This is a genomic window from Klebsiella variicola (assembly GCF_000828055.2).
Classification (GTDB): Bacteria; Pseudomonadota; Gammaproteobacteria; order Enterobacterales; family Enterobacteriaceae; genus Klebsiella; species Klebsiella variicola.
In genome coordinates this window covers 1,310,923-1,334,981 of record NZ_CP010523.2, presented here as the reverse complement: position 1 = coordinate 1,334,981, position 24,059 = coordinate 1,310,923, and the positions used below count along the sequence as shown (strand labels likewise).

20 protein-coding genes are annotated in these 24,059 nt (G+C 59.4%); 3 read left to right on the top strand and 17 right to left on the bottom strand.

From position 1 onward, the window contains the following. Positions 1–65: 65 nt before the first annotated feature. The 6 genes from ispG to SP68_RS06375 all read right to left on the bottom strand — a co-directional run bounded on the left by ispG (position 66) and on the right by SP68_RS06375 (position 12,003). On the bottom strand, positions 66–1,187 hold the full coding sequence (gene ispG, locus SP68_RS06400; protein WP_008803805.1) for a flavodoxin-dependent (E)-4-hydroxy-3-methylbut-2-enyl-diphosphate synthase: 1,122 nt from the start codon (positions 1,185–1,187) through the stop codon (positions 66–68). A gap of 26 nt (positions 1,188–1,213) precedes the next feature. Next, positions 1,214–2,206 carry a cytoskeleton protein RodZ gene (rodZ, locus tag SP68_RS06395; RefSeq protein WP_022064972.1) on the bottom strand — a complete coding sequence of 331 codons (993 nt, stop codon included), beginning with the start codon at positions 2,204–2,206 and terminating at the stop codon, positions 1,214–1,216. A gap of 276 nt (positions 2,207–2,482) precedes the next feature. Beyond that, the gene (gene rlmN, locus SP68_RS06390; protein WP_008803802.1) at positions 2,483–3,649 is read right to left on the bottom strand and encodes a dual-specificity RNA methyltransferase RlmN; all 1,167 of its coding nucleotides are present in this window, start codon (positions 3,647–3,649) and stop codon (positions 2,483–2,485) included. A gap of 487 nt (positions 3,650–4,136) precedes the next feature. Continuing rightward, on the bottom strand, positions 4,137–4,568 hold the full coding sequence (ndk, locus tag SP68_RS06385; protein WP_004144312.1) for a nucleoside-diphosphate kinase: 432 nt from the start codon (positions 4,566–4,568) through the stop codon (positions 4,137–4,139). A 160-nt stretch (positions 4,569–4,728) separates the two neighbouring features. Beyond that, positions 4,729–7,053: a peptidoglycan glycosyltransferase PbpC gene (gene pbpC / locus SP68_RS06380; protein ID WP_032736110.1), complete on the bottom strand. Its 2,325-nt coding sequence runs from the start codon at positions 7,051–7,053 to the stop codon at positions 4,729–4,731. Beyond that, complete coding sequence (locus SP68_RS06375; protein WP_040968779.1) at positions 7,054–12,003, bottom strand: alpha-2-macroglobulin family protein; 4,950 nt, start codon at positions 12,001–12,003, stop codon at positions 7,054–7,056. A gap of 206 nt (positions 12,004–12,209) precedes the next feature. Between SP68_RS06375 and sseA the strand changes: the two genes are divergently transcribed. Both sseA and SP68_RS06365 read left to right on the top strand, forming a co-directional pair. Further along, a complete protein-coding gene (gene sseA / locus SP68_RS06370; RefSeq protein ID WP_012967442.1) occupies positions 12,210–13,067 on the top strand; it encodes a 3-mercaptopyruvate sulfurtransferase in 858 nt (285 codons plus the stop codon). 226 nt (positions 13,068–13,293) lie between these two features. After that, the gene (locus SP68_RS06365; RefSeq protein WP_008803796.1) at positions 13,294–14,136 is read left to right on the top strand and encodes a hypothetical protein; all 843 of its coding nucleotides are present in this window, start codon (positions 13,294–13,296) and stop codon (positions 14,134–14,136) included. 70 nt (positions 14,137–14,206) lie between these two features. Here SP68_RS06365 and sseB read toward each other — a convergent pair whose 3' ends face one another. From sseB to trmJ, 11 genes are all read right to left on the bottom strand, one after another. Beyond that, positions 14,207–14,983, bottom strand: a complete 777-nt coding sequence (gene sseB, locus SP68_RS06360; protein ID WP_022064876.1) for an enhanced serine sensitivity protein SseB — start codon at positions 14,981–14,983, stop codon at positions 14,207–14,209. A gap of 97 nt (positions 14,984–15,080) precedes the next feature. Beyond that, the gene (gene pepB, locus SP68_RS06355) at positions 15,081–16,367 is read right to left on the bottom strand and encodes an aminopeptidase PepB (RefSeq protein ID WP_012967441.1); all 1,287 of its coding nucleotides are present in this window, start codon (positions 16,365–16,367) and stop codon (positions 15,081–15,083) included. Between the two features lie 107 nt (positions 16,368–16,474). Next, positions 16,475–16,675: a Fe-S cluster assembly protein IscX gene (gene iscX / locus SP68_RS06350; RefSeq protein WP_002913954.1), complete on the bottom strand. Its 201-nt coding sequence runs from the start codon at positions 16,673–16,675 to the stop codon at positions 16,475–16,477. A 1-nt stretch (position 16,676) separates the two neighbouring features. Beyond that, a complete protein-coding gene (gene fdx, locus SP68_RS06345) occupies positions 16,677–17,012 on the bottom strand; it encodes an ISC system 2Fe-2S type ferredoxin (protein WP_004201872.1) in 336 nt (111 codons plus the stop codon). A 1-nt stretch (position 17,013) separates the two neighbouring features. Next, positions 17,014–18,864: a Fe-S protein assembly chaperone HscA gene (gene hscA / locus SP68_RS06340; protein WP_022064875.1), complete on the bottom strand. Its 1,851-nt coding sequence runs from the start codon at positions 18,862–18,864 to the stop codon at positions 17,014–17,016. Between the two features lie 15 nt (positions 18,865–18,879). Continuing rightward, the gene (gene hscB, locus SP68_RS06335; protein ID WP_008803792.1) at positions 18,880–19,395 is read right to left on the bottom strand and encodes a co-chaperone HscB; all 516 of its coding nucleotides are present in this window, start codon (positions 19,393–19,395) and stop codon (positions 18,880–18,882) included. 74 nt (positions 19,396–19,469) lie between these two features. Then, positions 19,470–19,793: an iron-sulfur cluster assembly protein IscA gene (iscA, locus tag SP68_RS06330; RefSeq protein WP_002913979.1), complete on the bottom strand. Its 324-nt coding sequence runs from the start codon at positions 19,791–19,793 to the stop codon at positions 19,470–19,472. A 17-nt stretch (positions 19,794–19,810) separates the two neighbouring features. Beyond that, complete coding sequence (gene iscU, locus SP68_RS06325; RefSeq protein WP_002913991.1) at positions 19,811–20,197, bottom strand: Fe-S cluster assembly scaffold IscU; 387 nt, start codon at positions 20,195–20,197, stop codon at positions 19,811–19,813. A gap of 26 nt (positions 20,198–20,223) precedes the next feature. Continuing rightward, entirely contained in the window at positions 20,224–21,438 is a 1,215-nt protein-coding gene (iscS, locus tag SP68_RS06320) for a cysteine desulfurase (RefSeq protein WP_008803791.1), read from the bottom strand. A gap of 179 nt (positions 21,439–21,617) precedes the next feature. Further along, complete coding sequence (iscR, locus tag SP68_RS06315; protein ID WP_008803790.1) at positions 21,618–22,109, bottom strand: Fe-S cluster assembly transcriptional regulator IscR; 492 nt, start codon at positions 22,107–22,109, stop codon at positions 21,618–21,620. 252 nt (positions 22,110–22,361) lie between these two features. Next, positions 22,362–23,096 (bottom strand): tRNA (cytosine(32)/uridine(32)-2'-O)-methyltransferase TrmJ, encoded by a 735-nt coding sequence (gene trmJ, locus SP68_RS06310; protein ID WP_008803789.1) that lies wholly within the window; start codon positions 23,094–23,096, stop codon positions 22,362–22,364. A 120-nt stretch (positions 23,097–23,216) separates the two neighbouring features. Between trmJ and suhB the strand changes: the two genes are divergently transcribed. Beyond that, the gene (gene suhB / locus SP68_RS06305) at positions 23,217–24,020 is read left to right on the top strand and encodes an inositol-1-monophosphatase (RefSeq protein WP_008803788.1); all 804 of its coding nucleotides are present in this window, start codon (positions 23,217–23,219) and stop codon (positions 24,018–24,020) included. Positions 24,021–24,059: the final 39 nt, after the last annotated feature.

Sequence of the window (24,059 nt, the reverse complement as noted above, 5' to 3'; positions counted from 1 at the left end):
TGAACCCCGGCGCCTTGCGCCCGCAGGTTCAATCATACACGGGAAGCGTATCGCTTCCCAACACGTTATTTTGCTTCAAGCTGTTGAACGTCAATACGACGGGCTTCATCGAGCATCGAGGCTTTGGCACGAATACGCGCTTCCAGCTGGTCGATCATGTCGTCGTTGTCCAGTCGATCTTTACGCACGCCGTCTTCATAAAGGCCGCTTTTCTTGTTGCCGCCGGTCACGCCGAGGGTGGAGACCAGCGCTTCGCCCGGACCATTCACCACGCAGCCGATGATCGAAACATCCATCGGGGTGATGATATCTTCCAGACGCTGCTCCAGGGCGTTGACCGTACCGATAACGTCAAACTCCTGACGCGAGCAGGTTGGGCAGGCAATGAAGTTAATGCCGCGAGCACGAATGCGCAGGGACTTGAGGATATCGAAGCCGACCTTGATCTCTTCCACCGGATCCGCCGCCAGCGAGACGCGCAGCGTATCGCCGATCCCCTCGGATAACAGCAGGCCCAGGCCGATCGCGGACTTCACCGCGCCGCTGCGTGCCCCACCCGCTTCGGTGATCCCGAGATGCAGCGGCTGATCGATCTGTTTCGCCAGCAGGCGATAAGACTCTACCGCCAGGAAGACGTCGGAGGCTTTAACGCTGACTTTAAACTGATCGAAGTTGAGGCGATCGAGATGATCGACGTGGCGCATAGCCGATTCGAGCAGCGCCTGCGGCGTCGGCTCGCCATATTTTTCCTGCAGATCTTTTTCCAGCGAGCCGGCGTTGACGCCGATGCGGATAGGAATGTTTTTATCGCGTGCGCAGTCCACAACCGTGCGAATGCGCTCTTCGTTGCCGATGTTGCCCGGGTTGATACGCAGGCAGTCAACACCGTATTCGGCGACTTTCAGCGCGATACGGTAGTCAAAATGGATATCGGCGACCAGCGGGACGTTGACCTGCTGTTTGATCAGTTTGAACGCTTCGGCGGCATCCATCGTCGGAACAGAGACGCGGACGATGTCCGCGCCGACGCGCTCTAACGCTTTGATTTGGCTTACCGTCGCGGCCACATCGGTGGTACGCGTATTGGTCATTGACTGGACGGCGATGGGGGCCCCATCGCCAATTGGCACATTACCAACGTAAATACGTTTAGATTTTCTACGTTGAATCGGAGCCTGGTTATGCATGAAAAATCTCCCGCGTTACCCGTCTGTTACTGCGCCGGTGATTGTTCGGCATTGAGGGTCAGACGCGCAACCTGGTTAGTTCTGATAAAACGACTCAAATCGACTGGCTTGCCGAGGAACTGGATCTGTACCGCTGCCGGGGCGCCAATTTTCAGTTTATACGGCGCCTGACCGCTCAGGTTCAGGTTGCCGCCTTTACGCTGCAGGCCGCTGAACAGTTTTTTACCGGTGGCATCGCTCACTTCCAGCCAGCAGTCGGCGGAAAAGTTCATCACCAGATCCTGTGCCGACGCCGCAGGGGTCGTGACGTTCGCCTGATCGGTCGGTAACGGCGAGGCCGGCGTTGCCGGGGTCGTCGGGGCCGTTCCGGCGGTATCGACATTAGCCTGAGAAGGTGCCACGACCGCGTTATTGTCCGCTGGCGTCTGAGCCGGGGCGCTGGTGGTCGGTTTGCTGGCGGTATCGGTTGGCGCGCTGTTCGCGGCGCTATCGGTGCCTGAGTCTACCGGCGCGCTGGTATCCAGCGGCACGTTCTGGCTGTTGGCGTCACCGCCGTTCAGCTCAGCGGAAGACTGATCGGCCATGGTCGAGATCTCTTCCTGCTGCGCCTTATGGTCTTGCCACCACCAGGCACCGCTCAGGCCGATAACCACAAACAGCACCAGCCAGGTAAAGCTCATCAGCCAGCCATCGCGCTTTTTGCGACGCTTGCCTAAAGAGAAGCTCTGCATTGGCGCGACCTTTGCCGCACGGATAGGCGCTTGCTTGGCCATCATCGGCAGCAGTTCTTCTTCAGGGATATGTACGAGGCGAGCGTAGGAGCGGATGTAACCGCGCAGGAAGGTGGAGGCGAGGTCGGCAGGTGCCTTATCGTCTTCAATATCACGAACCGTGGACACCTTCAGGCATAAGCGTTCGGCCACCGCTTGCTGGCTAAGTCCGAGTTGTTCGCGGGCGTGACGCAAACGCGCGCCCGTGGTGTTTGCTTCTTGATGATCTTGAGTGGCTTCAGTATTCATTCGCTACAACTACTGGTACGTGAAATTTAAAGTTCAGCGCGGGAAAACGCCGGCGCCGCGAGACATCTGTGGTACGTCAGCCTCACAGTATAGGACTGTCAGGCGCGCGATCACAGAGACGAATCAAAATTGAATGCTAAGCGGTTGTTGTGCCGCTACATACTGCCTCAAAGTCGACAAAAACGCACCGTAATTATTAACTGAATCAGCGTATTTCGCCTGGTTATTGGTCATAAATATGACCCGCGCCGCCTGTGCTGCACGGGTCATCATTTGTCAGACCGCTTTTACGTCAATCGCTTCACCCTGCATCCGCTTACGCAGCGTGCGCTTGGTACGGTCAATAACATCGCCCGCCAACTGGCCGCAGGCGGCATCAATATCGTCACCGCGGGTTTTACGCACGATGGTCGTAAATCCATATTCCATCAGGACCTTGGAGAAACGGTCGATGCGGCTGTTGGAGCTACGGCCGTAAGGCGCCCCCGGGAAGGGGTTCCATGGGATCAGGTTGATCTTGCACGGGGTGTCTTTCAGCAGCGCCGCCAGCTCGTGGGCATGCTCGGTACCGTCGTTGACGTGATCCAGCATGACGTACTCGATGGTCACCCGGCCCTGGTTGGCGTTGGACTTCGAAATATAACCACGCACCGAGTTGAGGAAGGTCTCGATGTTGTATTTTTTGTTGATCGGGACGATTTCGTCACGAATGGTGTCGTTCGGCGCGTGCAGGGAAATCGCCAGCGCAACGTCGATCATATCGCCGAGCTTATCCAGCGCCGGCACCACGCCAGACGTCGACAGGGTGACGCGACGTTTGGAGAGACCAAAACCGAAGTCATCCAGCATGATTTCCATCGCCGGGACGACGTTGTTGAGGTTCAGCAGCGGCTCGCCCATGCCCATCATTACCACGTTGGTGATCGGACGCACGCCGGTGGTCTTCACCGCGCCGACGATTTTCGCCGCGCGCCAGACCTGGCCGATAATTTCGGACACCCGCAGGTTGCGGTTAAAGCCCTGCTGGGCGGTGGAGCAGAATTTACATTCCAGCGCGCAGCCTACCTGTGAAGAGACGCACAGGGTGGCGCGGTCTTCTTCCGGGATATAGACGGTCTCGACGCGCTGATCGCCAACGGCGATCGCCCATTTGATGGTGCCGTCGGTTGAGCGTTGCTCTTCCACCACTTCCGGGGCACGGATCTCAGCGACTTCTTTCAGTTTGCCGCGCAGGACTTTGTTGATGTCGGTCATTTCATCAAAGTCGTCGCAGCAGTAGTGATACATCCATTTCATCACCTGATCGGCGCGGAAAGGCTTCTCGCCCATGTTTTTAAAAAACTCGCGCATCTGCTGACGGTTTAAATCCAGCAGGTTGATTTTGGCATCTTTGTTCGGCACCGTCAGAGCGGCGGTATCAGGCGTGACAATTTGTTCAGACATAATGTTTTCCGGCCTCGTTATTACACGTTATGGCCCCAGGTGGGTTGAAAAAGAAACGCCCCGGAGAGCGACTGCTCGTCCAGGGGCGCTATATTCTACAAAGTCTGGCGCATGGAAGCCATGCCTGCGCGCAGTCAATGATGAAAAAATCTGTTACTGACTGCTCAATCCTCTAAGGCTTTTCGATTGTCGCAAGGCGGCAAGCAAGTGACAAATTCGTCGGGAACGAATTTGACCAGCCGTAGGCTGGCCTCCGGTGAGAGGCAGGAGCCTCTCATTAATCCCCGGGAGCATAGATAACTATGTGACCGGGGTGAACGCGCGCAGCCAACGCCGCGACGGTCGAAAAGACGAGGTTTGTATCTCCAAAGTATTTCAGGTCACAGCGAGGCGGCGAGTTCGCAAATCCCCGGGAGCATAGATAAAACTATGTGACCGGGGTGCGCGAAGGAAGCCAACAATGCTGTGGCGTGAAAGACGCAGGAGATTAGCGAGTGCGCGGGCAAACCTCGCCTTCAGCAAAGAAGAACGCGATTTCGCGAGCAGCGGATTCTACAGAATCGGAACCATGGGTGCCGTTCTCAGTGAAGCTATCAGCGTAGTCAGCGCGCAGGGTACCGGCCAGAGCGTTCGCCGGGTTGGTGGCGCCCAGCAGGTCACGGTGACGCTGAACCGCATTTTCGCCTTCCAGGACGGAAACCACGATCGGGCCGGAGGTCATGAATTCAACCAGACCATCGAAGAACGGACGACCTTCGTGCTCAGCATAGAAACCGCGAGCCTGCTCAACGGTCAGATGCAGCATTTTGGTGCCGACGATTTTGAACCCTGCAGCTTCAAAGCGAGAAAAGATGCTGCCAATAACGTTTTTTGCCACCGCGTTTGGTTTGATGATGGAAAAAGTACGTTCAATAGCCATGATTACCTCTAATTAAATGTTCTGTTGTTGCGCATACGATCGTATGGCCTGGCGCGCATTATAATGAGCAACGTCGGCGATGCCTACGGATGAAGGTAACATTTTGTTAAAATAAGATGAGTATTGGAAACACAAACCGCCAACAACAAATTTACCCGGGTTATTGCAGGGTGAAACTGGCGGCCGCCGTTTGCCCAGCCTCATCCATGACCACCAGCTGCCACTCGCCAGGCTTATCCAGCGTTAGCGTGGTTGTCGCACCGGCGGCGTCTAACGGCTGGCCGTTGATAAACCACCAGCGCCGCCCTTCTCCACCGCTGGTTTGCACGGGTAACATCACCCGCGCCTCGCCCGGCAGACGTTTTATTAACGCCCCTTCGCGAATACCTGACAACACCAGCGGCGCGGCATTCTGAGTTTGCAACGGTGGGCACACTTTCGATACCGGCCCCAGACGCGCGCGACGGCGCTCGCTGGCCGGCAGCCACGGTTCCAGCGGCAGCGGCCAGACATCAATAACGACTTCAGTCGCACCCGGACAATCCGCGGCCACCCTTTCCCCTGCTGCGTTGCGCCACACCGGGAAGCGGATCCCGCGCACGCCCTCCTGCCCGGGCAGCAGCAGCGTCGGTGGCTGGCTGGCATCCAGCAGCCAGCTGGCTAAGCGCCGGCGGCAGTTGCTGTCACCGGCCGGTAGATCCTGCCCGCCTGGCCAGCAAATAGCCCCGCGGCTCACCGTTTGCGGGCGCGGGTCGACCGGCAGCCCGCCGCGGCTCATCGCCTGGCGCGCCAGCAACAGATTATTGACCTGGTTTAACAGCGGCACGGCGCTGGCGAAGCCAAACTGGCCCACCACCGGCGTACCGTCGGGCCGTCCGGTCCAGATACCTATCAGATATCGCGCATTGAGGCCGACCGCCCACGCATCGCGATAGCCATAGCTGGTACCGGTTTTCCACGCCAGCGGCACCACTTGCGGCAGTGAGGCATCGGGAACCGGTTGCGCTTCGCCGGCCAAAATGCGCCGGACAATCCACGCCGCGCCGGGTGACATCAGCGATCTTTCCACCAGCGGGTCGTCGGGCTTCAGGCGCAGCCACGCCGCCTTGCCGTGACGGGCAAAGGCGCTGTACGCCGCGACGATATCTTCCAGCCGTGCCCCGGCCCCACCGAGGATCAGCGACAGGTTCGGCTCTGCGCCAGCGGGCAGCGTCAGGGGCAGCCCGGCGTTGCGTAAATTCGCCGCGAAACGTTTGGGCCCGTAGGCTTCAAGCACCTGCACCGCCGGCAGATTCAGGGAGCGCACCAGCGCCTCGCTGACGCTCACCGGGCCATGAAATCCGCTGTCAAAATTGCCGGGACGATAATCGCTAAAGCGTCGTGGAACATCCTGTAATAACGACGCCGGATGGATCAGCCCGTCATCCATCGCCATCGCGTAGACAAAGGGTTTCAGCACCGATCCCGGCGAACGCACCGCCGAGACCATATCAATATGGCCGAAGCGGCTGTCGTCGGTGATATCCGCCGATCCCACCCAGCCGCGGACTTTCATATCCGTGTGATCGACGACAACAATCGCCAGTGAGCTGCGCGGCGGCAGGCGCGATTTCCAGTTCAGCGCCAGATCCTCAAGCTGCCGCTGGAGCCCGGCATCGAGCGTTGTCGTCACCTTTTCGTCGCGACTGGTCGCCAGCGCCCGGCGTGAAAAAAGCGGCGCCAGCTGCGGCATCTGCCGCGGGAATAGCCATACAGGTTCTTCCATCGCTTCCTGTACCGGCCGTTGCGGCCAGACGCCCTGGCTGACCATACGCGTGAGGACTTTATCGCGCGCCGCCTGGGCCCGCTGCGGCCAGCGGTCCGGGCGCAAACGACTGGGCGCCTGGGGCAGCACCGCCAGCAGCGCCGCCTCGCCGTAGCTGAGCTGAGCGGGCGGTTTGCCAAGATAAGCCCAGCTGGCCGCGCCGATCCCCTGCAGAGTGCCGCCAAAAGGCGCGCGGTTCAGATACAGGGTAAGAATGTCGTTTTTTGACAGATGCCACTCCAGCTGCAGCGCCCGCCATAGCTGTCGTAGCTTGCCGCCGAAGGTGCGCGGATGAGGGTCGAGCAGACGCGCGACCTGCATGGTAAGCGTGCTGCCGCCGGAAATGACCCGCCCGGAGGTTAAATCCTGCCAGGCGGCGCGCAGCACCGCGAAGGGATTGACCCCTGGATGTTTCCAGAACCAGCGGTCTTCATACTGAATGAGCGCCTGCAGATAGCGCGGCGACACGTCGGCGAGAGTCACCGGATAACGCCAGACGCCCTGCGCATCGGCAAAGCGCCAGAGCGGCGTGCCGTCTTCCGCCACCACCACGCGGGCAGGCGTGACGTCCTGCAGCGGCAGCGGCCACAAGCGATCGGCGGCCAGCACCGCCAGCCACAGCAGAAAAATAAACGCCGCCAGCCAGCGCCAGCGGCGTTTTACCCGAGGCAATACGCGCATTTACGGCGTCACGGTAAGCGGGCCGCTGGCCGCCCCGGTTGCCCGCCACTGCGGTACATACATCGATTCCACCTGGGGCTGCGGGACCTGATAAGTGCCTGGCGTTACCGCCCGCGCCAGATAGACCAGCGTCACCGGCTGGCCTTCATTGACAGCGACAGCGGCGACGAAACGGTCGTCACGGAACTCGATATGCTGAATATCCGCCTGCTGCATCTGGTTAAGGAGATTTTGCACCGCGTCGCCATTCTCCTGCAGGCTGGCGCTGCTGTTGGCCAGATTCTGGTTTTCCAGCTCCAGACCGGCAGGCAACAGATCAACCACCAGCGCGTCAGGCACATTGCGTTTGGCGCTCACTTCCAGCTTCACCAGTACCAGTTCGCCGCTGCGCAACGAGGTCAGCGATTTCTGCTGACCTTGGGTATCGAAAATAGCGCGTTCAATCCCCAACACGTTGCCGCCCGGCTGTGGCGCGCTATGCGGATAGCCGCTGCTGTCGAGACGCAGCCACAGCGGCTGACTGCCGGTATTACTCACCTGCAGCGTCGCCAGCCGATCGCCGTCGAGGTTACGGGTTTGCGCTTTGTCGCCGGCCAGCGGTTCAGCCTGCAGCGAGGTTTGCGCCTGCCAGTTGCCCGGCAGGTCGGCAAGCGTACGTCCGGCAAGGAACAGGGCGTTGGTTTCCTGGGTCGACAGCCAGCGCTGGCCGTAGGCCTCTTCCGACAGCGTGCTCAACAGCGTGTTTTGCACCTCCGGCAGCAGCCTGTTCTCTTCCAGCAGCGCCAGCTTCAGGGCGTCATCGCGAAGCGGGCTACCGTAATCGCCCAGCCAACGATTCTCATCCTGGCGCGGGGTGGCAACCGCCAGCTTCATGGCCTCATCGCCGCGCGGCGCATCGCCCATGGTTTTCAGCGCAATGCCGAGCTGCAGCAGCGGCAAGCCGGATCGCGCCTGGTCGTGACGGCTCCAGATTTCACGCAATGCGCCGAGCGGGGCTTTTTGCTGACGCGCCAGCACCAGCGCGGCGTATGCCTGGGCGGCAAAGCGGCTGGCCTGGGCGTCATCGCTGTAGCGCACGGTCATCAGCCCCGGCTCCTGCAGATAGCGCAGCAGGCGTTCGTTACCTTTATTAATGGCGTTGACCGGTACGCTATAGCCCTGCTCGCCCGCGCGGACGAGGAAGTCCATGGCGTAGGCGGTCAGCCAGTACTCTTCCGGCCCCTCTTTATCCCACAACGCAAAGCCGCCATTTTCCAGTTGCATCTGCAGCAGGCGTGAGATACCAACATCGATTGCCGCGCGGCGTTTTTCATCGCTATCGCCGCTGATGCCCAGCGCTTTTAGCTGCGCCGCGCTGGTGTACAGCGACGGGAACAGGCCGCTGGCGGTCTGCTCAAGGCAGCCGTAAGGATAGGCTTTCAGCTCACGGATATAGCGCGCGAGGTTCAACGGCGGTTTCCCGCTGAGCAGCAGTTGGCCCTGCAGCGTTTGCGGGGCGAACCCCTGGCTCTGCGCCGCCGGCGCCTGCCAGCTTTCGCCGGGCTGTAGCACCGCGCCGCTGTTGACAGTCTGGGCCGGGAACGCCGGACGGACGCCGATTCTCCACTGTTTCTGCAGCGGGGCGAAGGTTTCTCCCGGCAGACTCAGGCCGCTGATAGTAGCATTGACCTGACCATCGCCGAATCCCGCCAGCGCGCTCACCGGTATAAACAGCGTGCTGCGCGCCCCCGGCGCCAGTTGCACCGGTGGCAGTTGGCCATCGGTCAAGGTCACCAGCCCGCTGGCGGTAAGATGTACCTGCAGGGTTTGCGGTTTATCGGTTAGATTGCTGAGATCCAGCGCCAGCCGTGTGGTATCGCCGCTGGCGAGGAAGCGCGGGGTGTTCAGTTCGGCGATGACCGGGGCGGCCACCACCACTTTATCTTCGCTGCTGCCGAAGTCATCCGCCGTCCACGCCTGGGCCATCACCCGCAGCTCGCCGTTAAAATCGCCAATGGGTAACGTCACCGTGCCTTCGCCCTGATCGTTCAATACCACCGGCTGCGCCTGCTGGGCGACGATCGTCACGTGGTTGACCGGCGGTTTGCCGCCGCGTTTTAACTCGTCGCCATCGCCGCCGAAGCGCAGGCTGGCCACACGTCCCTGCCCTTCGATCACCTGGCCGTAGATGTCATAGATATCTGCGCCGTAACGCTTCTGGCCAAAGAAGGCGTTCCACGGATCCGGGGTAGCGTAATCGGTGATATTCAGTACCCCGCTATCCACCGCCGAGAGCAGGACGTTGACCTGTTTCGGCGCCTCGCCCTCTTTGACGCTGGCTTTCACTTTCACCGTCAGCGGCTGGTTGGGGCGCATTTTGTCCGGAGCCTCCAGCGCCAGCGTCAGGCGGCGGTTTTCATCGCCCAGCGGCAGATGCAGCAGGCCGACCGCGCGTTTCGGCGTCGCCGAGCGGGATTTATCGCCGGGGCGAACCACCAGCGTGCTGAGGTAGAGATCGTGGCGGTTCCAGGCTTTATCCACCGGAATAGACAAATCCATCCCCTCCGCCGGGACGTCAATTTCCTGCCACCACAGCGGCCCTTCGCTGGATTCCACCATCGCGTAGCCTTTACCCGCCGCCGGGGCGGCGATGTGCAGCTTGATGGTGTCGCCCGGTTTATAACTCGGTTTATCCAGCTTCATGGTGACCCGGTCAGGACGCGCCGCGCCGGTACCTTCGCTGTTATCCTGCCAGCTATAGCCGGCCCAGAATCGCACGCTGCTGACCACGTCGTCCGGCCCTTTCACCTCCAGGCGATAGGAGCCCCACTCTACCGGGAAGCTCACTTTGCCGGTTTGTCCGGCCTGCAGATCCAGCGACTCCTCGCCCTCCTGCAGATCTTTCTGATCGAACTGCGACTGCCAGCCTTCGCTGTCGGACCAGTTCCAGTAGTAGTCGCGGCGCTCGCGGATCAGCCGTACCTGCAGGCCCGAGACCGCTTTTTTCTCGCCTTTGGCGTCGGCATAGACGATATCAAACGCGGCGTTACTGTTCTCATCGACCACCGGCTGCTTCACGGTGGTATCGGTGCGGTAATCGTAAACGTCCTTCAGCGTAAATTGCGGGCGGATCCCCGGCAGCGCCCCGGCGGGCCAGATCGGCTGCTGTACGGTACGGGTCACCGGACGCCCCCCGGATTCCAGCAGGCTCGCCTGCAACACCACCTGCAGCGGCGAATGGCTATCCTGCCACTGGCTTGAGGTGGTCACTTCGCCATGACCTTTTTCGTCCAGCGTCAGCTGGACTTCATCCAGACTACGGGAGAGGTTTTCTTCCGCAATATCGCCGAACTGGAAGCCCGGCAGCGCAGCGACGGCGTCGCGCAGCGGGCGCAGGAACAGCTTGCCCTGCAGCTGGTTGCCGCTGGCCGGCGCGCCGTAGAGATAAGCGCCGCTGACGGCAAAGGTGACGTCGGCATCCGGCGCGACTGGCGCAGCCTGCGGCGTCAGGTTCAGGGCCATGCGTTCCGGCATAAAGTCTTCGACGTGGAAGTCCCACTCGCGCGGCTGGTTATCGCCGGTGCTGGCGCGAATGTGCCACATGCCGGTAGCCGCGCCGCTGTCGAGCGGATAAGTGAACTGGTACAGACCATTCACCGGTTTGCTCATCACCGAACGGATCACCTGGCCGTCCGGCTGCACCACCTCCAGCTTCACCGGCTGCTCCGCCAGCGGCTTGCCGTCGCTATCGCGCAACAGCGCATTGAGGATCACCGTTTCGCCCGGCCGATAGAGATCGCGCGGGCCAAACATAAAGAACTGTTTGCTAAAACCGGGCGCCCCTGCGATAGAGAATTCCGCCAGATCCAGCGCCGGCAACTTGAGATCCAGCAGTGTCGTCTGCCCCTCTTTACGCGCCAGCAGCAGCGCGGCTTCTTTATCGGTTTGCAGAGTAACGTGGCCCTGGCTGTCGCTTTTCGCCTCCGCCAGGGTCTGCCCTTTGGCGTTGAGCAGCTGGACGTCGATACCAGACTGGGCGGCGCCGTTTTCCAGGCTCTGGGTAAAGACGTCCAGCCGATTGTGGTAGCGATGCGCCGAGACGCCGATATCGCTGAGGGTAAACAGCGTCGCCGCGTTGCTGTAGCTATAATGGCCCGCCGGGTTCATCACCGCCACGTAGACGCCCGGCTGCTGGAGCGGCTTGATATCGTTCAGCGGCAGCAGCAGCTTTTCGCGGGTATTGCGTGCAGGGTTGAGATCGAAGCGGCCGGTATAGACCAGATCCGCCATCTTCAGCAGCTCGTCAGACTCCCAGTTGCTTAACGAGTTACGGTATTCCCACTGGCTGACAAACGCGGAGAGTGATTCCGGCTTAATACGGAAGAAATTGACATCGACATTGTCGACGTTCAGCGCCATCACCGGCAGCCCGGCGACCACGTTGCCCGGCAGCAGCGAGCCGCGGCTGGCAAACCCAACGCTCGGTGCGATATCGCGGGTGGTCAGGGTCTTCTCAAACGGTTTGTCGAGCGTGGCCTTGTTCAGGGCGGTCAGCGTCGGGTCGACCGAGACAATCAGCTCTCGCTTTGGCTCAAGGTGACGCAGACGCAGCTCTTTCAGATTCGGCGCCAGTTCCCAGGCACCGTCGACCTTACCGCTTTTCTTGTCGACCAGATGCACGCTGCGGGAGAAATCCTGGTCCGGCTGCAGCGGCACGGAAAACGTCAGCACCAGGGTCGCGGCGCCATCCAGTTGCACCTCCGAGGCGTCGAGCAGCGTCAGCGCTTTGCCCTGGCTTTTTTCCGCCAGCGCCGCCAGCTGGACGCGGTCCGGTTTTGCCGTCGCGCCTGGGTTGCTATCCGCAGCTGGCGCCGGGGCCGTGGCCTGCGGCGTACCGCTGTCATCACACCCGGTTAATGAAAATGCGGTAAGGAGCGCCAGTGACAGCGCCGCTAAACGAAATGGTTTCATCCTTCTAACCCCTCGGCCGGTGGGCCTGATGCAAATTATCACTTTTTATTATGCGTTAAGGCGGCACTTCTCAACAGTGATGACGCGGGTTTCTGCCGATTAATCAGAAAAGTGCCGTGACGTCGTCCCCACTCTGACGTCCTTAACTTGTCAGCGTGAGATAAAACGCCGACAATTCAGTCATGAATTGTAAAACGGAGGCACCCATGTCCACCTCGTTTTTTGTCGCCGCCGACTGGCTGGCAGAACATATTGATGACCCGGAGATCCAGATTATCGACGCCCGTATGGCGCCCGCCGGGCAGGAGGCCCTGCGCGATATGGCCGCGGAATACCGCGCCGGCCACGTGCCGAACGCGCTGTTTTTCGATATCGAGGCGCTGTCCGATCACACCAGCCCGCTGCCGCATATGATGCCGCGCGCCGAGGCGTTTGCCGTCGCCATGCGCGAGCTGGGCGTCTGCAGCGATAAGCACCTGGTGGTTTATGACGAAGGCAATCTGTTTTCCGCGCCTCGCGCCTGGTGGATGCTGCGCACCTTTGGCGTGGAGAAGGTGTCCATACTGGCCGGTGGGCTGGAGGGCTGGCGACGTGACGAACTGCCGCTGGAGCAAGGCGTGCCCGAGGTGGCCGAAGGGGAATTCGACGTGCGTTTCGATCCCCAACAAATTAAGCGCCTGACCGACGTCCTGCTGGTCAGCCATGAAGGGTCGGCGCAGATTGTCGATGCGCGTCCGGCGGCCCGGTTTAACGGCCAGGCCGACGAACCGCGCCCGGGCCTGCGTCGCGGGCATATCCCTGGCGCGCTTAACGTGCCGTGGACGGAGCTGGTGATTAACGGCGAACTGAAAACCGTCGACGAGCTGAACGACATCTTTTTACGTCAGGGTGTCGATTTTGAACGGCCAATCATCGCCAGCTGCGGATCGGGGGTGACGGCGGCAGTGGTCGTGCTGGCGCTCACCACGCTTGGCGTGAACGGCGTCTGCCTGTACGACGGCTCCTGGAGCGAATGGGGCGCGCGGAGCGATCTGCCGATTGAACCGGCCTCTGCCGCTCCGTAAACACGGCGTGACCGCGGGCCTCCCGTCCCGCGGTCACTAAATAATTTCTGATTTTCCCTCTCCCCTCCTTCTGCTTCTCGCTAAACCGGTTACTCTGTGCTGCCGCAGGGTTTGTACCTGCCGTATTCGCTTTGCCTGATGAGGAGGCAGAGCACCGGTACGGAATTCCTCAGGACTGATAGCGCATCCAGTCCGTCCCAATCTGATGTCACCACAAGGAGTGAAAATGGCATTAGTCTCTAACCCACATTCTGCTGATTCACCGCGCCGTCCCTGGCTGGGAGGCATAGCTGGCCTGCTGGCGGGCGGAGTCATTCTTTATTTTTGGCCGCAATGGAACCGGACATGGTTAAGCCTGGTGCCTGTGCCGGTTTCTGTTTATACCCGCTTTCTCGGGGTCACGCTGGAAGAGGTCCCGTTAATAACCTATGGTCACCAGGCGCTGCTGGGTTTTCTGATGGTGCTGCTCGCGCCCGGTTACGGTAAGTCGACCCTTGCCGCGTGGATGATGCATAACCCTGCGTCAAGCCGGCGCTGGCCCGGCGAGGTTCTCCGCGCCTGGGGCATAAAATTTGGCCTGCTGATTATCGTCTTTTGCAATCTGTTCTTTTTATCCCGGGTCGGATCCGGGACCCTGGCGTTATATATTTTTATTCTCCAGCACGTCAGCGTTGCCGCGGCGGTGGCGTCAGGGGTGCTGCTCCTGCGTGACGCCCGACGTCTGGCCCGCACGTTCGACGCTCAGCTGGCGGACCTGCGCCTCCTCGTGATACTCACTCTGGGGTTTCAGACGATTTTGCCGGCGCAGATCGCGCTGATGAGCGCCCGGGGCGTGAATACGCCGCTGGGCTGGTACATTGTTATCGCGCAAATGGCAGGGGTGTTACTGGCGTTTATGCTGGTCGGCGGGCTGGTGGCAGCGCTACGTTCTTTGCTGGGCGAGGAGAGATGTCGGGCATGGCGTGGGGATATGGCGCTCTTCAACGGCATTGTCACGCTGTGTGTGACGGGATTTCTTATCTATAACATGGCGTCAGCCTATCCGCGGATCTTTGCTGCGCTGCATTAACCCTGGCAAAGCCGATTTTCGGCCTCACACTGGAAGCATAAAGAAACAGCGGGGGCAGCCGCCCCCGCGGTCAGATAATGCGGTTTTGTTTGAAATCGCGCAGGAAGCTGCCCCAGCGCTTTTCATAGAACGGTGTGATATGGGCAATCATAAAGTGGCTGATGCCCTTCTCGCCTTCCACCACCTGACAAATATCGATCGGCTCATCGCCGGGCAGGGTATCGGTCGCCACGCTGCCGGTGGTCTGGATAACGGACTCGATATCCCCTTCCGCTTCAATACCGATCAACAAGTTGGCCGGCGCGTCGGCGCTCTCTTTAATCGAGCACAGAAACGCCCGCTTGACGGTTTTCAGCGTTTTGAACAGCGTGGTCAGCGAATCGACCATCTGCGCCGGGGGGTCAGCGACTTCAGACAATAACAGCGCTTCGCCCCCTTCCAGCACCGTCTGGGTGCTGAGCGGGCTGCCCTCTTCCCCGAGCAGATGGCTGATTTCACGCGGGGTGAACTCTTTGCCGCTCGGCAGCTTCGGGTTGAGGAACAGCGATTCGCCCAGCGTCATCGCCATCAGCGTACGGGCCGGCATCATCACGAAAGCCTGTTCGTCTTCCACCGCCTGCTGCAGCGCCTCCAGCGAGGTAAAGAACGGGATCACCGAGCTGCCGTCATCTTTTTCCCAGTGCTGCAGATCCAGCGCGCTGTCTTCGACAATCTGCTCACCATCGGCTGCACTGCCGGGTACCCAGACGGTCGCCTCCAGCAGCGCGCTGAAAAATGCCGGACGGTGGGCAGGCTCGGTCGCCGCTTTTTCCAGCAGGGTTTCTAATTCATTTTTCGTAACAGACATAGTTTGGCTACTTCACAATGAATTGCCCGGCGGCCATTCGTCCACGCGGGCATACGGTTTTCCTGGCCGGGTAAGCGTAGCGCCCCCGGCAAGGCCGTTACTCAGCCGTCAGCAGGTTAGCAATGGTACGCACGCCAAGACCCGTCGCGCCCGCCGACCACTGCTCAACGGCAGATTTACGGTAGGTTGCCGAACAGTCGATATGCAGCCAGCCCTGATGGTAGTTTTCCACGAAGTGGGACAGGAAACCCGCCGCGGTACTGGCGCCAGCCGGATAGGCGGCACTGCCGGTGTTGTTCAGTTCAGCGAAGTTCGACGGCAGCTGGTTGCGGTGGAACTCGGCCAGCGGCAGACGCCAGAAGGCTTCGTTTTCCGCCTGGGCGCTCGCCAGCAGGCGATTCGCCAGCGCATCGTCAAAGCTGAACAGCGCGTGGTAGTCATTACCCAACGCGGTTTTCGCCGCGCCGGTCAGGGTGGCGGCATCGATGATCAGCGCCGGCTTCTGCGCCGAAGCGTCAATCAGGCCATCCGCCAGCACCAGGCGGCCTTCGGCGTCAGTGTTCATCACTTCAACGGTTTTGCCGTTACGATAATGAATAATATCGCCGAGTTTAAAGGCGTTACCGCTGATCAGGTTGTCGGCGCAGCACAGGTAGAGCTTCACGCGCTTGTTCAGCCCGCGGGTAATGGCAAAAGCCAGCGCGCCGGTGATGGTCGCCGCGCCGCCCATATCGGATTTCATTGAATCCATAAAGGCGCTCTGTTTGATGCTGTAGCCGCCGGAATCAAAAGTGATGCCTTTGCCCACCAGGCAGGCGTATACCGGGGCTTCTTTATCGCCGGTCGGGTTATAATCCAGCGCCAGCAGGACCGGCGGACGCTCGGAGCCGCGGCCTACGGTGTGCAGACCGAGATAGCCCTGCTCACGCAGATCTTCGCCTTTGGTGATGCGATAGCTCATCTGCTCGCCCGCCACGCTGCACAGCAGGTCCACGGCGCGCTGTGCCAGCTGCTCCGGGCCCAGCTCTTCCGCCGGCGCGTTGATGGTGTCGCGCACCCAGTCAATAATGGTCAGACGGTTGTCCAGCTCGCTACGCTGCGCATCGTCCAGGGTCGGCCATTCAACTTTACGGGTGCCTTTCGGACCTTTATAACCCGCCCAGAACGCCCACGCGCGGTCGGTGTCCCAGCCTTCGCCGCTTAACGCGACATGTTTGATGCCCATACCGTCAATTTTACGCGCCGCGCGCTGAATCAGGCCCAGGTCGTCTTTGCCGTTGAGGTGCAGGGCGATGCCGTCGTTATTAATGCTGTAAGACGCCTTTTCTCCCCAGCGTGCATCGGCTGGCTGAGTAGAAAGCGTAATCTTCATGGCTTCGGTCATTATCATTATCCTTCTTAGCAAACGGGCCACCGTATGGCAGCCCGTAATGTTCTCTCGCTCGATGATTCATCCGACTTAATACCGTCGCATAAATCATAACGCGAAAATTATTCGGCTTCGTCTAACCAGACTAACAGAATCGCCTCGAGAATTTTTTCATTGGATGCGTTTGGGTCGTCATCGAACTCTTCCAGATCGCAAATCCACTGATGCATGTCGGTAAAGCGAACGGTTTTCGGATCGAGATCCGGATAAGCGTCGTACAGCGCTTCGCCGATTTCACGGCTGTCGGTCCATTTCAGTGCCATATTAATGCTCGCGTGCGTGGTTGATGGTGTAACGCGGGATCTCAACGACCAGATCTTCGTCGGTGACGCGCGCCTGGCAGCTCAGGCGGCTGTCAGGCTCCAGTCCCCAGGCTTTATCCAGCATATCGTCTTCATCTTCGGTACTTTCCGCCAGCGAGTCAAAGCCTTCACGCACGATGCAGTGGCAGGTGGTGCAGGCACAGGATTTTTCGCAGGCGTGTTCAATCTCGATGCCGCTACGCAGCGCCGCATCCAGAATAGTTTCACCAGTCTCAGCTTCCACAACGATACCATCCGGACACAGGTCCTGGTGGGGCAGAAATACAATTTTTGGCATTTTAAACCTCGTCCACGGATTGGCCTTTCAGCGCGATACGGACCGACTGATCCATACGGCGGGCGGCGAATTCCTGGGTTTGTGTGTCGATATTTTTAATCGCTTCTTTAATGGCGTCGGCGTCGTCGCCTGCCGCCGCGGCGCGTACCTGCTCCGCAGCAGCATCGATAGCCTGACGCTCCGCGGCGCTTAACAGCGCGGCGTCGGCGGCCAGCGCGCTTGTCAGGCTCTCCAGGACGCGGGCGGCTTCCACTTTCTGTTCAGCCAGCATGCGGGCCTGGACATCCTGTTCGGCGTAGCTCATCGAATCTTTAATCATGGTGGCGATTTCGCCATCGGTCAGACCGTAAGACGGTTTCACCTGGATAGAGGCTTCCACGCCGGTCGATTTTTCCATCGCCGTGACGCTCAGCAGACCGTCGGCATCGACCTGGAAGGTGACGCGAATATGCGCCCCGCCTGCCGGCAGGGCCGGGATCCCACGCAGCGCAAAACGCGCCAGCGAGCGGCAATCCTGCACCAGCTCACGCTCGCCCTGCATCACATGAATGGACATCGCCGTCTGACCATCTTTGAAGGTGGTAAACTCCTGCGCGCGGGCCACCGGAATGGTGGTATTACGCGGGATCACTTTCTCCACCAGGCCACCCATGGTCTCCAGCCCTAACGACAGCGGGATAACGTCGAGCAGCAGCAGTTCGCTGTCCGGCTTGTTGCCGACCAGAATATCCGCCTGAATCGCCGCGCCGATGGCGACGACTTTGTCCGGGTCGATGGAGGTCAGCGGGGTGCGGCCAAAGAATTCGCCAACGCGTTCGCGCACCAGCGGCACGCGAGTGGAACCGCCGACCATCACCACTTCCAGCACCTCTTGCGCCTCAACGCCGGCGTCTTTCAGCGCGCGACGGCAGGCCAGTAAAGTGCGTTTTACCAGCGGGGCAATCAGATCGTTAAACTGGCTGCGGGTGATATCGCCCTGCCAGCCGCCGACCTCGACGTGCGCTGCCTCGGCATCGCTGAGGGTGATTTTCGCCGCGATGGCGGCATCCAGCAGCTCACGCTGCAGGCGGTTATCGCTGCGGTCGCTGAAGCCCGCCTGCTCGCGCAGATAGTCGGCCAGCAGATGGTCGAAATCATCGCCGCCGAGCGCCGAGTCACCGCCGGTCGCCAGCACTTCAAACACCCCGCGGCTTAAGCGCAGAATGGAAATATCAAAGGTGCCGCCGCCGAGATCGTAGACCGCAATTACCCCTTCCTGACCGGAATCGAGGCCGTAGGCGATAGCCGCCGCGGTCGGCTCATTGAGCAGGCGCAGCACGTGCAGCCCCGCCAGACGCGCCGCGTCTTTGGTCCCCTGACGCTGAGCGTCGTCGAAATAAGCGGGAACGGTGATCACCACGCCGTCGAGTTCGCCAGCCAGCGCTTCGGTTGCCCGGGCAGCCAGCGCTTTCAGGATGTCGGCGGAGACGCGAATCGGGTTCAGCAGGCCGCCGGCGGTCTGGATCATCGGCAGGCCGTTTTCACTGGCCTGCAGCTGATACGGCAGATGCGGGTAGCGGTTTTGAATATCGGCGAGGGAGCGCCCCATCATTCGCTTCACCGAGCTGATGGTATTGGCAGGATCCTGGGCGGCGTTAAGCCGGGCATCATAGCCGACGGTCAGCCCCGAAGCGTGGTAGTTCACCACCGACGGCAGCAGATAGCGGCCTTGATGGTCGGGCAAGGTTTCGGCCTGGCCGCTACGCACGGTAGCCACCAGAGAATTGGTGGTGCCCAGGTCGATACCGGCCGCCAGACGACGCTGGTGCGGCGCGGCGCTCAGGCCGGGCTCACTAATTTGTAATAAGGCCATAATTGCTTCCGAAAATTAAAAATCGAGCAGTTTTTCTTCGAGTTCTTCAGCACTGCTGCGCAGTTTATCAAGAAAACGGAGCTTACGTACCGTATCCGCCGCCGCCTCCCAGCTCTCATTATGCAATTGGTCAACCATCAGTTGATGGCGGGTATCAAACAGCGCTTTCACTCGTTTGATAAAGGCTTCCAGCCGCGCATCGTCTTTCGCCTTACCGATCTCGTCGAGCTCTTCGCGTAGCTCCAGCTGTTCCATCAGGAATGCGGTATCGCGAACGGTATGCTGCTCGCTGGCCAGATCGAAGCCATGAAGCGAGAGGAGGTATTCCGCCCGGGTCAACGGATGGCGCAGCGTCTGCCAGGCCTGGTTTATGGTCGCGGAATGCTGAACCGCCGCAAGCTGTTCCGCAGCAGGCGCGCTGGCAAATTTATCCGGATGGTACTGGCGCTGCAGATCCTGATACCGGACAGCCAGTTGTTCAAGCGAGAGGGTATAGCTGGCTGGTAACCCGAAGAGGGTGAAATAGTCCATAGTAACCTCAGGGTCATGCATCTAAATGAAAACCCCACGCGCGGCGTAACCGCGGTGGGGTTGGGGATGACCGATTATACGTTAAAGCTTTCGCCGCAGCCGCACTCGTCTTTGACGTTAGGGTTGGTGAACTTGAACCCTTCGTTGAGACCTTCTTTGACGAAGTCCAGCTGAGTGCCGTCGAGGAATTGCAGACTTTTGCCGTCGATCACGACCTTCACGCCTTTGTCTTCAAACACGGTGTCTTCTGCCGCCGGCTCGTCAACAAACTCCAGTACATAGGCCATACCCGAGCAGCCGGAGGTTCTCACGCCCAGGCGCAGGCCAAACCCTTTACCGCGGTTCGCCAGAAAGGCATTGACTCGCGCTGCAGCACTGTCGCTAAGAGTAATCGACATAACAAAACCTCAACTAATTATTTTGCTTCACGTTTGCTTTTGTAATCCGCAATCGCGGCTTTAATCGCGTCTTCCGCCAGAATAGAGCAGTGAATTTTCACCGGCGGCAGTTCCAGTTCATCGGCGATATCGGTGTTCTTGATCGCCTGCGCTTCGTCCAGGGATTTGCCCTTCACCCACTCGGTGACCAGGGAGCTGGAAGCGATGGCGGAACCGCAGCCGTAGGTTTTGAAGCGCGCGTCTTCAATGATACCTTCATTGTTGACTTTAATCTGCAACTTCATCACGTCGCCGCAGGCCGGCGCGCCGACCATACCGCTGCCGACGTTCTCGTCGCTGTTGTCAAAAGAGCCGACGTTGCGCGGATTCTCGTAATGATCGATAACTTTTTCGCTGTATGCCATGTTGAATTCTCCTTATCGGTGCCGAATTAGTGATGTGACCATTCAATACTGTTCAAATCCACGCCCTGCTTAAACATTTCCCACAGCGGAGAAAGATCGCGCAGACGGCCGATGGAGTTACGAACCAGTTTGATGGTGTAGTCAATCTCTTCTTCGGTAGTGAAACGACCTAAAGAGAAACGAATAGAGCTGTGCGCCAGTTCATCAGTCATGCCTAACGCGCGCAGTACGTAGGATGGCTCAAGGCTCGCGGAAGTACAGGCTGAACCGGAGGAAACCGCCAGGTCTTTCAGCGCCATAATCAGCGACTCACCTTCAACGTAGTTGAAGCTGACGTTAAGAATGTTCGGCGCGCCCTGCTCGAGGTCGCCGTTGAGATAAACTTCTTCCATATCCTTCACGCCGTTCCACAGACGGTTGCGCAGCGTGCGCAGACGCGCCATTTCGCTTTCCATCTCTTCTTTGGCGATACGGTAAGCTTCACCCATGCCGACGATCTGGTGAACAGGCAAAGTACCAGAACGCATACCGCGCTCGTGGCCACCACCGTGCATCTGCGCTTCGATACGGATACGCGGTTTACGGCGAACGTACAGCGCGCCAATGCCTTTCGGACCATAGATTTTATGGCCGGAGAAGGACATCAGGTCCACCTTCAGCTGGCTCAGATCGATAGGCAGCTTGCCCACGCTCTGGGTGGCGTCTACGTGGTAAATGATACCGCGGGCGCGACACATCTCGCCGATGGTAGCGATATCCTGCACCACGCCGATTTCGTTATTCACATGCATGATGGAAACCAGGATGGTGTCGTCACGCATCGCCGCTTCCAGCTCTTTGAGATCGATAATCCCGTTGCGCTGCGGCGCCAGGTAGGTCACCTCGAAGCCTTCACGCTCCAGCTGACGGCAGGTATCCAGAACCGCTTTATGCTCGGTTTTGCTGGTGATGATGTGCTTGCCTTTTTTCTGATAAAAGTTGGCTGCACCCTTGATCGCCAGGTTGTCGGATTCAGTCGCACCAGAGGTAAAGACGATTTCGCGCGGGTCGGCACCGACCAGCTCGGCAATCTGATTGCGGGCAATATCAACCGCCTCTTCAGCCTGCCAGCCAAAACGGTGGGAACGGGAGGCCGGGTTACCAAAGGTCCCGTCCATGGTCAGGAACTGCATCATTTTCTCGGCAACACGCGGGTCCACCGGCGTGGTTGCGGAGTAATCGAGATAAATCGGTAATTTCATTGCTCTTAAACTCCGTACATCACTCAATGCAAGGAATCAGGCAACCGGCTTGATGTACGACCGAGTACACGGAATGCTGGCGCATCCCGGCCTGATTCTGAAAGCTCTTTATAATCGTTGTCCCGACCGTTTCGTGCTGCCTCGCCCTGTCAGCCGCAGTCCGAAACGGGACGGGTCACTCAGGCGCGCAGCTTAACGTTGATCGCGTCCTGGGTGCGCGCATTGCGCTGGGTTTCGTGCTGATGCTGACGGCCGGACACATCAAGGATCTCCTGGTTATTCACCAGTTCACCCAGGGTGATATTGTTCAGGAAGCCGGTCAGGCGTTCGCTCAAATCGCGCCACAGCGCGTGAGTCAGGCACTTATCGCCGCCCTGACAGCCGCCTTTGCCCTGGCAACGGGTCGCGTCAACGGATTCGTCTACCGCGCTGATCACTTCGCCGACGGCGATGCTGCTGGCATCTTTACCTAACAGATAACCACCGCCTGGACCACGAACGCTGGAAACCAGGCCATTTTTACGCAGGCGAGAGAACAGCTGTTCCAGATAGGAAAGCGAAATTCCCTGACGCTCTGAAATATCTGCCAACGGCACCGGGCCCGTTTCAGAGTTGAGCGCAACGTCAAGCATCGCGGTCACGGCATAACGCCCTTTAGATGTCAGTCTCATGTCTTACTTAACCTCAAACTCGCCCCTGGCCGGGCTTTTTATTAATATGGGTATTGCATAGCAGGGCCAAGTCTGACATTCCCGAGTAATTTGGTCAACTATTTACTTGACTGTTTTAGTCAGGTATTTGGCTTTCCGTGCCGTTATTAATTTCGAGCCGCTCCCGGGGTCGGCCAAAGGCCTCGCCCGGGCTACAACAGAGATGTAGATTCGTAGGCCGGATAAGCGAAGCGCCATCCGGCGTTAACGCGCTTACTTACCTTTATTCTGCTGCTCAATAGACGCCAGCATGCCGCGCAGAATGTTCAGCTCCTGACTTTCCGGACGCGCGCGGGTGAACAGACGACGCAGCTTGTTCATCACCTGCCCCGGATGATTCGGGCGGATGAAGCCCGTCGCCAGCAGCGTCTGCTCAAGATGGCCGTAGAAACGCTCCAGATCGTCCACCAGCGGGTACGGCGCCTCTTCATGGTCAACCGCAGGCTGCGCCTGCTCCTGCGTCGCCAGCCAGGCCATCCGCACTTCATAAGCGATAACCTGCACCGCCATCGCCAGGTTCAACGAGCTGTACTCCGGGTTCGCGGCGATCGCCACGTGGTAGTGGCACTTCTGCAGCTCTTCGTTGGTCAGGCCAACGCGTTCGCGGCCAAAGACCAGCGCCACCGGCGCATGCTGCCCCTCGGCGACGCTTTTCAGGCCGCATTCGCGCGGATCGAGCATTGGCCACGGCAGTGTGCGGGAGCGCGCGCTGGTACCCACCACCAGGCTGCAGCCCGCCAGGGCTTCATCAAGGGTATCGACGATCTGCGCGTTGCCGATCACATCGCTGGCGCCCGCGGCGAGGGCTATCGCCTGTGAATCGGGTTTGACCAGTGGGTTGACCAGCCACAGGTTAGTTAAGCCCATGGTTTTCATCGCGCGGGCTACAGAGCCCATATTGCCGGTGTGGGAGGTTTCTACCAGTACGATTCGAATATTTTGCAGCATTATGGTTCTTCGGCTAAAGATTATTCGGGCATGCTACCATAAAACGGAGACATAAGCAGATTTCGCTGTTATTATATGCGCCGTTTTTTCCCGTTCTTTAACATCCAGTGAGAGAGACCGATGCATCCGATGCTGAACATCGCCGTGCGCGCCGCGCGCAAGGCGGGTAATTTAATTGCCAAGCACTACGAAACGCCAGACACCGTAGAAACCAGCCAGAAAGGCAGCAATGATTTTGTGACCAACGTCGATAAAGCCGCTGAAGCGATTATTATCGAAACCATTCGCAAATCTTACCCGCAGCACACCATTATCACCGAAGAAAGCGGTGAACACGCTGGTGAAGAGCAGGATGTTCAATGGGTTATCGATCCACTGGATGGCACCACCAACTTCGTTAAACGTCTGCCCCACTTCTCTGTTTCCATCGCCGTACGCATCAAAGGTCGTACTGAAGTCGCGGTGGTTTACGATCCGATGCGTAACGAACTGTTTACCGCGACCCGCGGCCAGGGCGCGCAGCTGAACGGCTACCGTCTGCGCGGCAGCAACGCTCGCGACCTCGACGGCACCATCATCGCGACCGGCTTCCCGTTCAAAGCGAAGCAGCACGCCACCACTTACATGAATATTCTCGGCAACATGTTTACCGAATGTGCCGACTTCCGTCGCACCGGCTCTGCCGCGCTGGATCTGGCCTATGTAGCCGCCGGCCGCGTTGACGGTTACTTTGAGATCGCCCTGAAGCCTTGGGATTTCGCCGCAGGCGAGCTGATCGCCCGTGAAGCTGGCGCGATTGTCTGCGACTTCACCGGTGGCCATAACTACCTGCTGACGGGCAACATCGTTGCCGGTAACCCGCGCGTGGTGAAAGCGATGCTGGCGAATATGCGTGAGCAGCTGAGCGATGCGCTGAAGCGTTAATCTCTTACAGATGTCAAAAAGGAAGCCGCGGCTTCCTTT

Coding starts and splice junctions, on each gene's coding strand:
- iscR (WP_008803790.1), bottom strand. CDS start 22,109: ATGAGACTGACATCTAAAGGGCGTTATGCCGTGACCGCGATGCTTGAC.
- suhB (WP_008803788.1), top strand. CDS start 23,217: ATGCATCCGATGCTGAACATCGCCGTGCGCGCCGCGCGCAAGGCGGGT.
- iscX (WP_002913954.1), bottom strand. CDS start 16,675: ATGGCACTGAAATGGACCGACAGCCGTGAAATCGGCGAAGCGCTGTAC.
- fdx (WP_004201872.1), bottom strand. CDS start 17,012: ATGCCAAAAATTGTATTTCTGCCCCACCAGGACCTGTGTCCGGATGGT.
- hscA (WP_022064875.1), bottom strand. CDS start 18,864: ATGGCCTTATTACAAATTAGTGAGCCCGGCCTGAGCGCCGCGCCGCAC.
- trmJ (WP_008803789.1), bottom strand. CDS start 23,096: ATGCTGCAAAATATTCGAATCGTACTGGTAGAAACCTCCCACACCGGC.
- iscS (WP_008803791.1), bottom strand. CDS start 21,438: ATGAAATTACCGATTTATCTCGATTACTCCGCAACCACGCCGGTGGAC.
- rodZ (WP_022064972.1), bottom strand. CDS start 2,206: ATGAATACTGAAGCCACTCAAGATCATCAAGAAGCAAACACCACGGGC.
- iscU (WP_002913991.1), bottom strand. CDS start 20,197: ATGGCATACAGCGAAAAAGTTATCGATCATTACGAGAATCCGCGCAAC.
- SP68_RS06365 (WP_008803796.1), top strand. CDS start 13,294: ATGGCATTAGTCTCTAACCCACATTCTGCTGATTCACCGCGCCGTCCC.
- hscB (WP_008803792.1), bottom strand. CDS start 19,395: ATGGACTATTTCACCCTCTTCGGGTTACCAGCCAGCTATACCCTCTCG.
- ndk (WP_004144312.1), bottom strand. CDS start 4,568: ATGGCTATTGAACGTACTTTTTCCATCATCAAACCAAACGCGGTGGCA.
- ispG (WP_008803805.1), bottom strand. CDS start 1,187: ATGCATAACCAGGCTCCGATTCAACGTAGAAAATCTAAACGTATTTAC.
- pbpC (WP_032736110.1), bottom strand. CDS start 7,053: ATGCGCGTATTGCCTCGGGTAAAACGCCGCTGGCGCTGGCTGGCGGCG.
- SP68_RS06375 (WP_040968779.1), bottom strand. CDS start 12,003: ATGAAACCATTTCGTTTAGCGGCGCTGTCACTGGCGCTCCTTACCGCA.
- sseB (WP_022064876.1), bottom strand. CDS start 14,983: ATGTCTGTTACGAAAAATGAATTAGAAACCCTGCTGGAAAAAGCGGCG.
- sseA (WP_012967442.1), top strand. CDS start 12,210: ATGTCCACCTCGTTTTTTGTCGCCGCCGACTGGCTGGCAGAACATATT.
- pepB (WP_012967441.1), bottom strand. CDS start 16,367: ATGACCGAAGCCATGAAGATTACGCTTTCTACTCAGCCAGCCGATGCA.
- rlmN (WP_008803802.1), bottom strand. CDS start 3,649: ATGTCTGAACAAATTGTCACGCCTGATACCGCCGCTCTGACGGTGCCG.
- iscA (WP_002913979.1), bottom strand. CDS start 19,793: ATGTCGATTACTCTTAGCGACAGTGCTGCAGCGCGAGTCAATGCCTTT.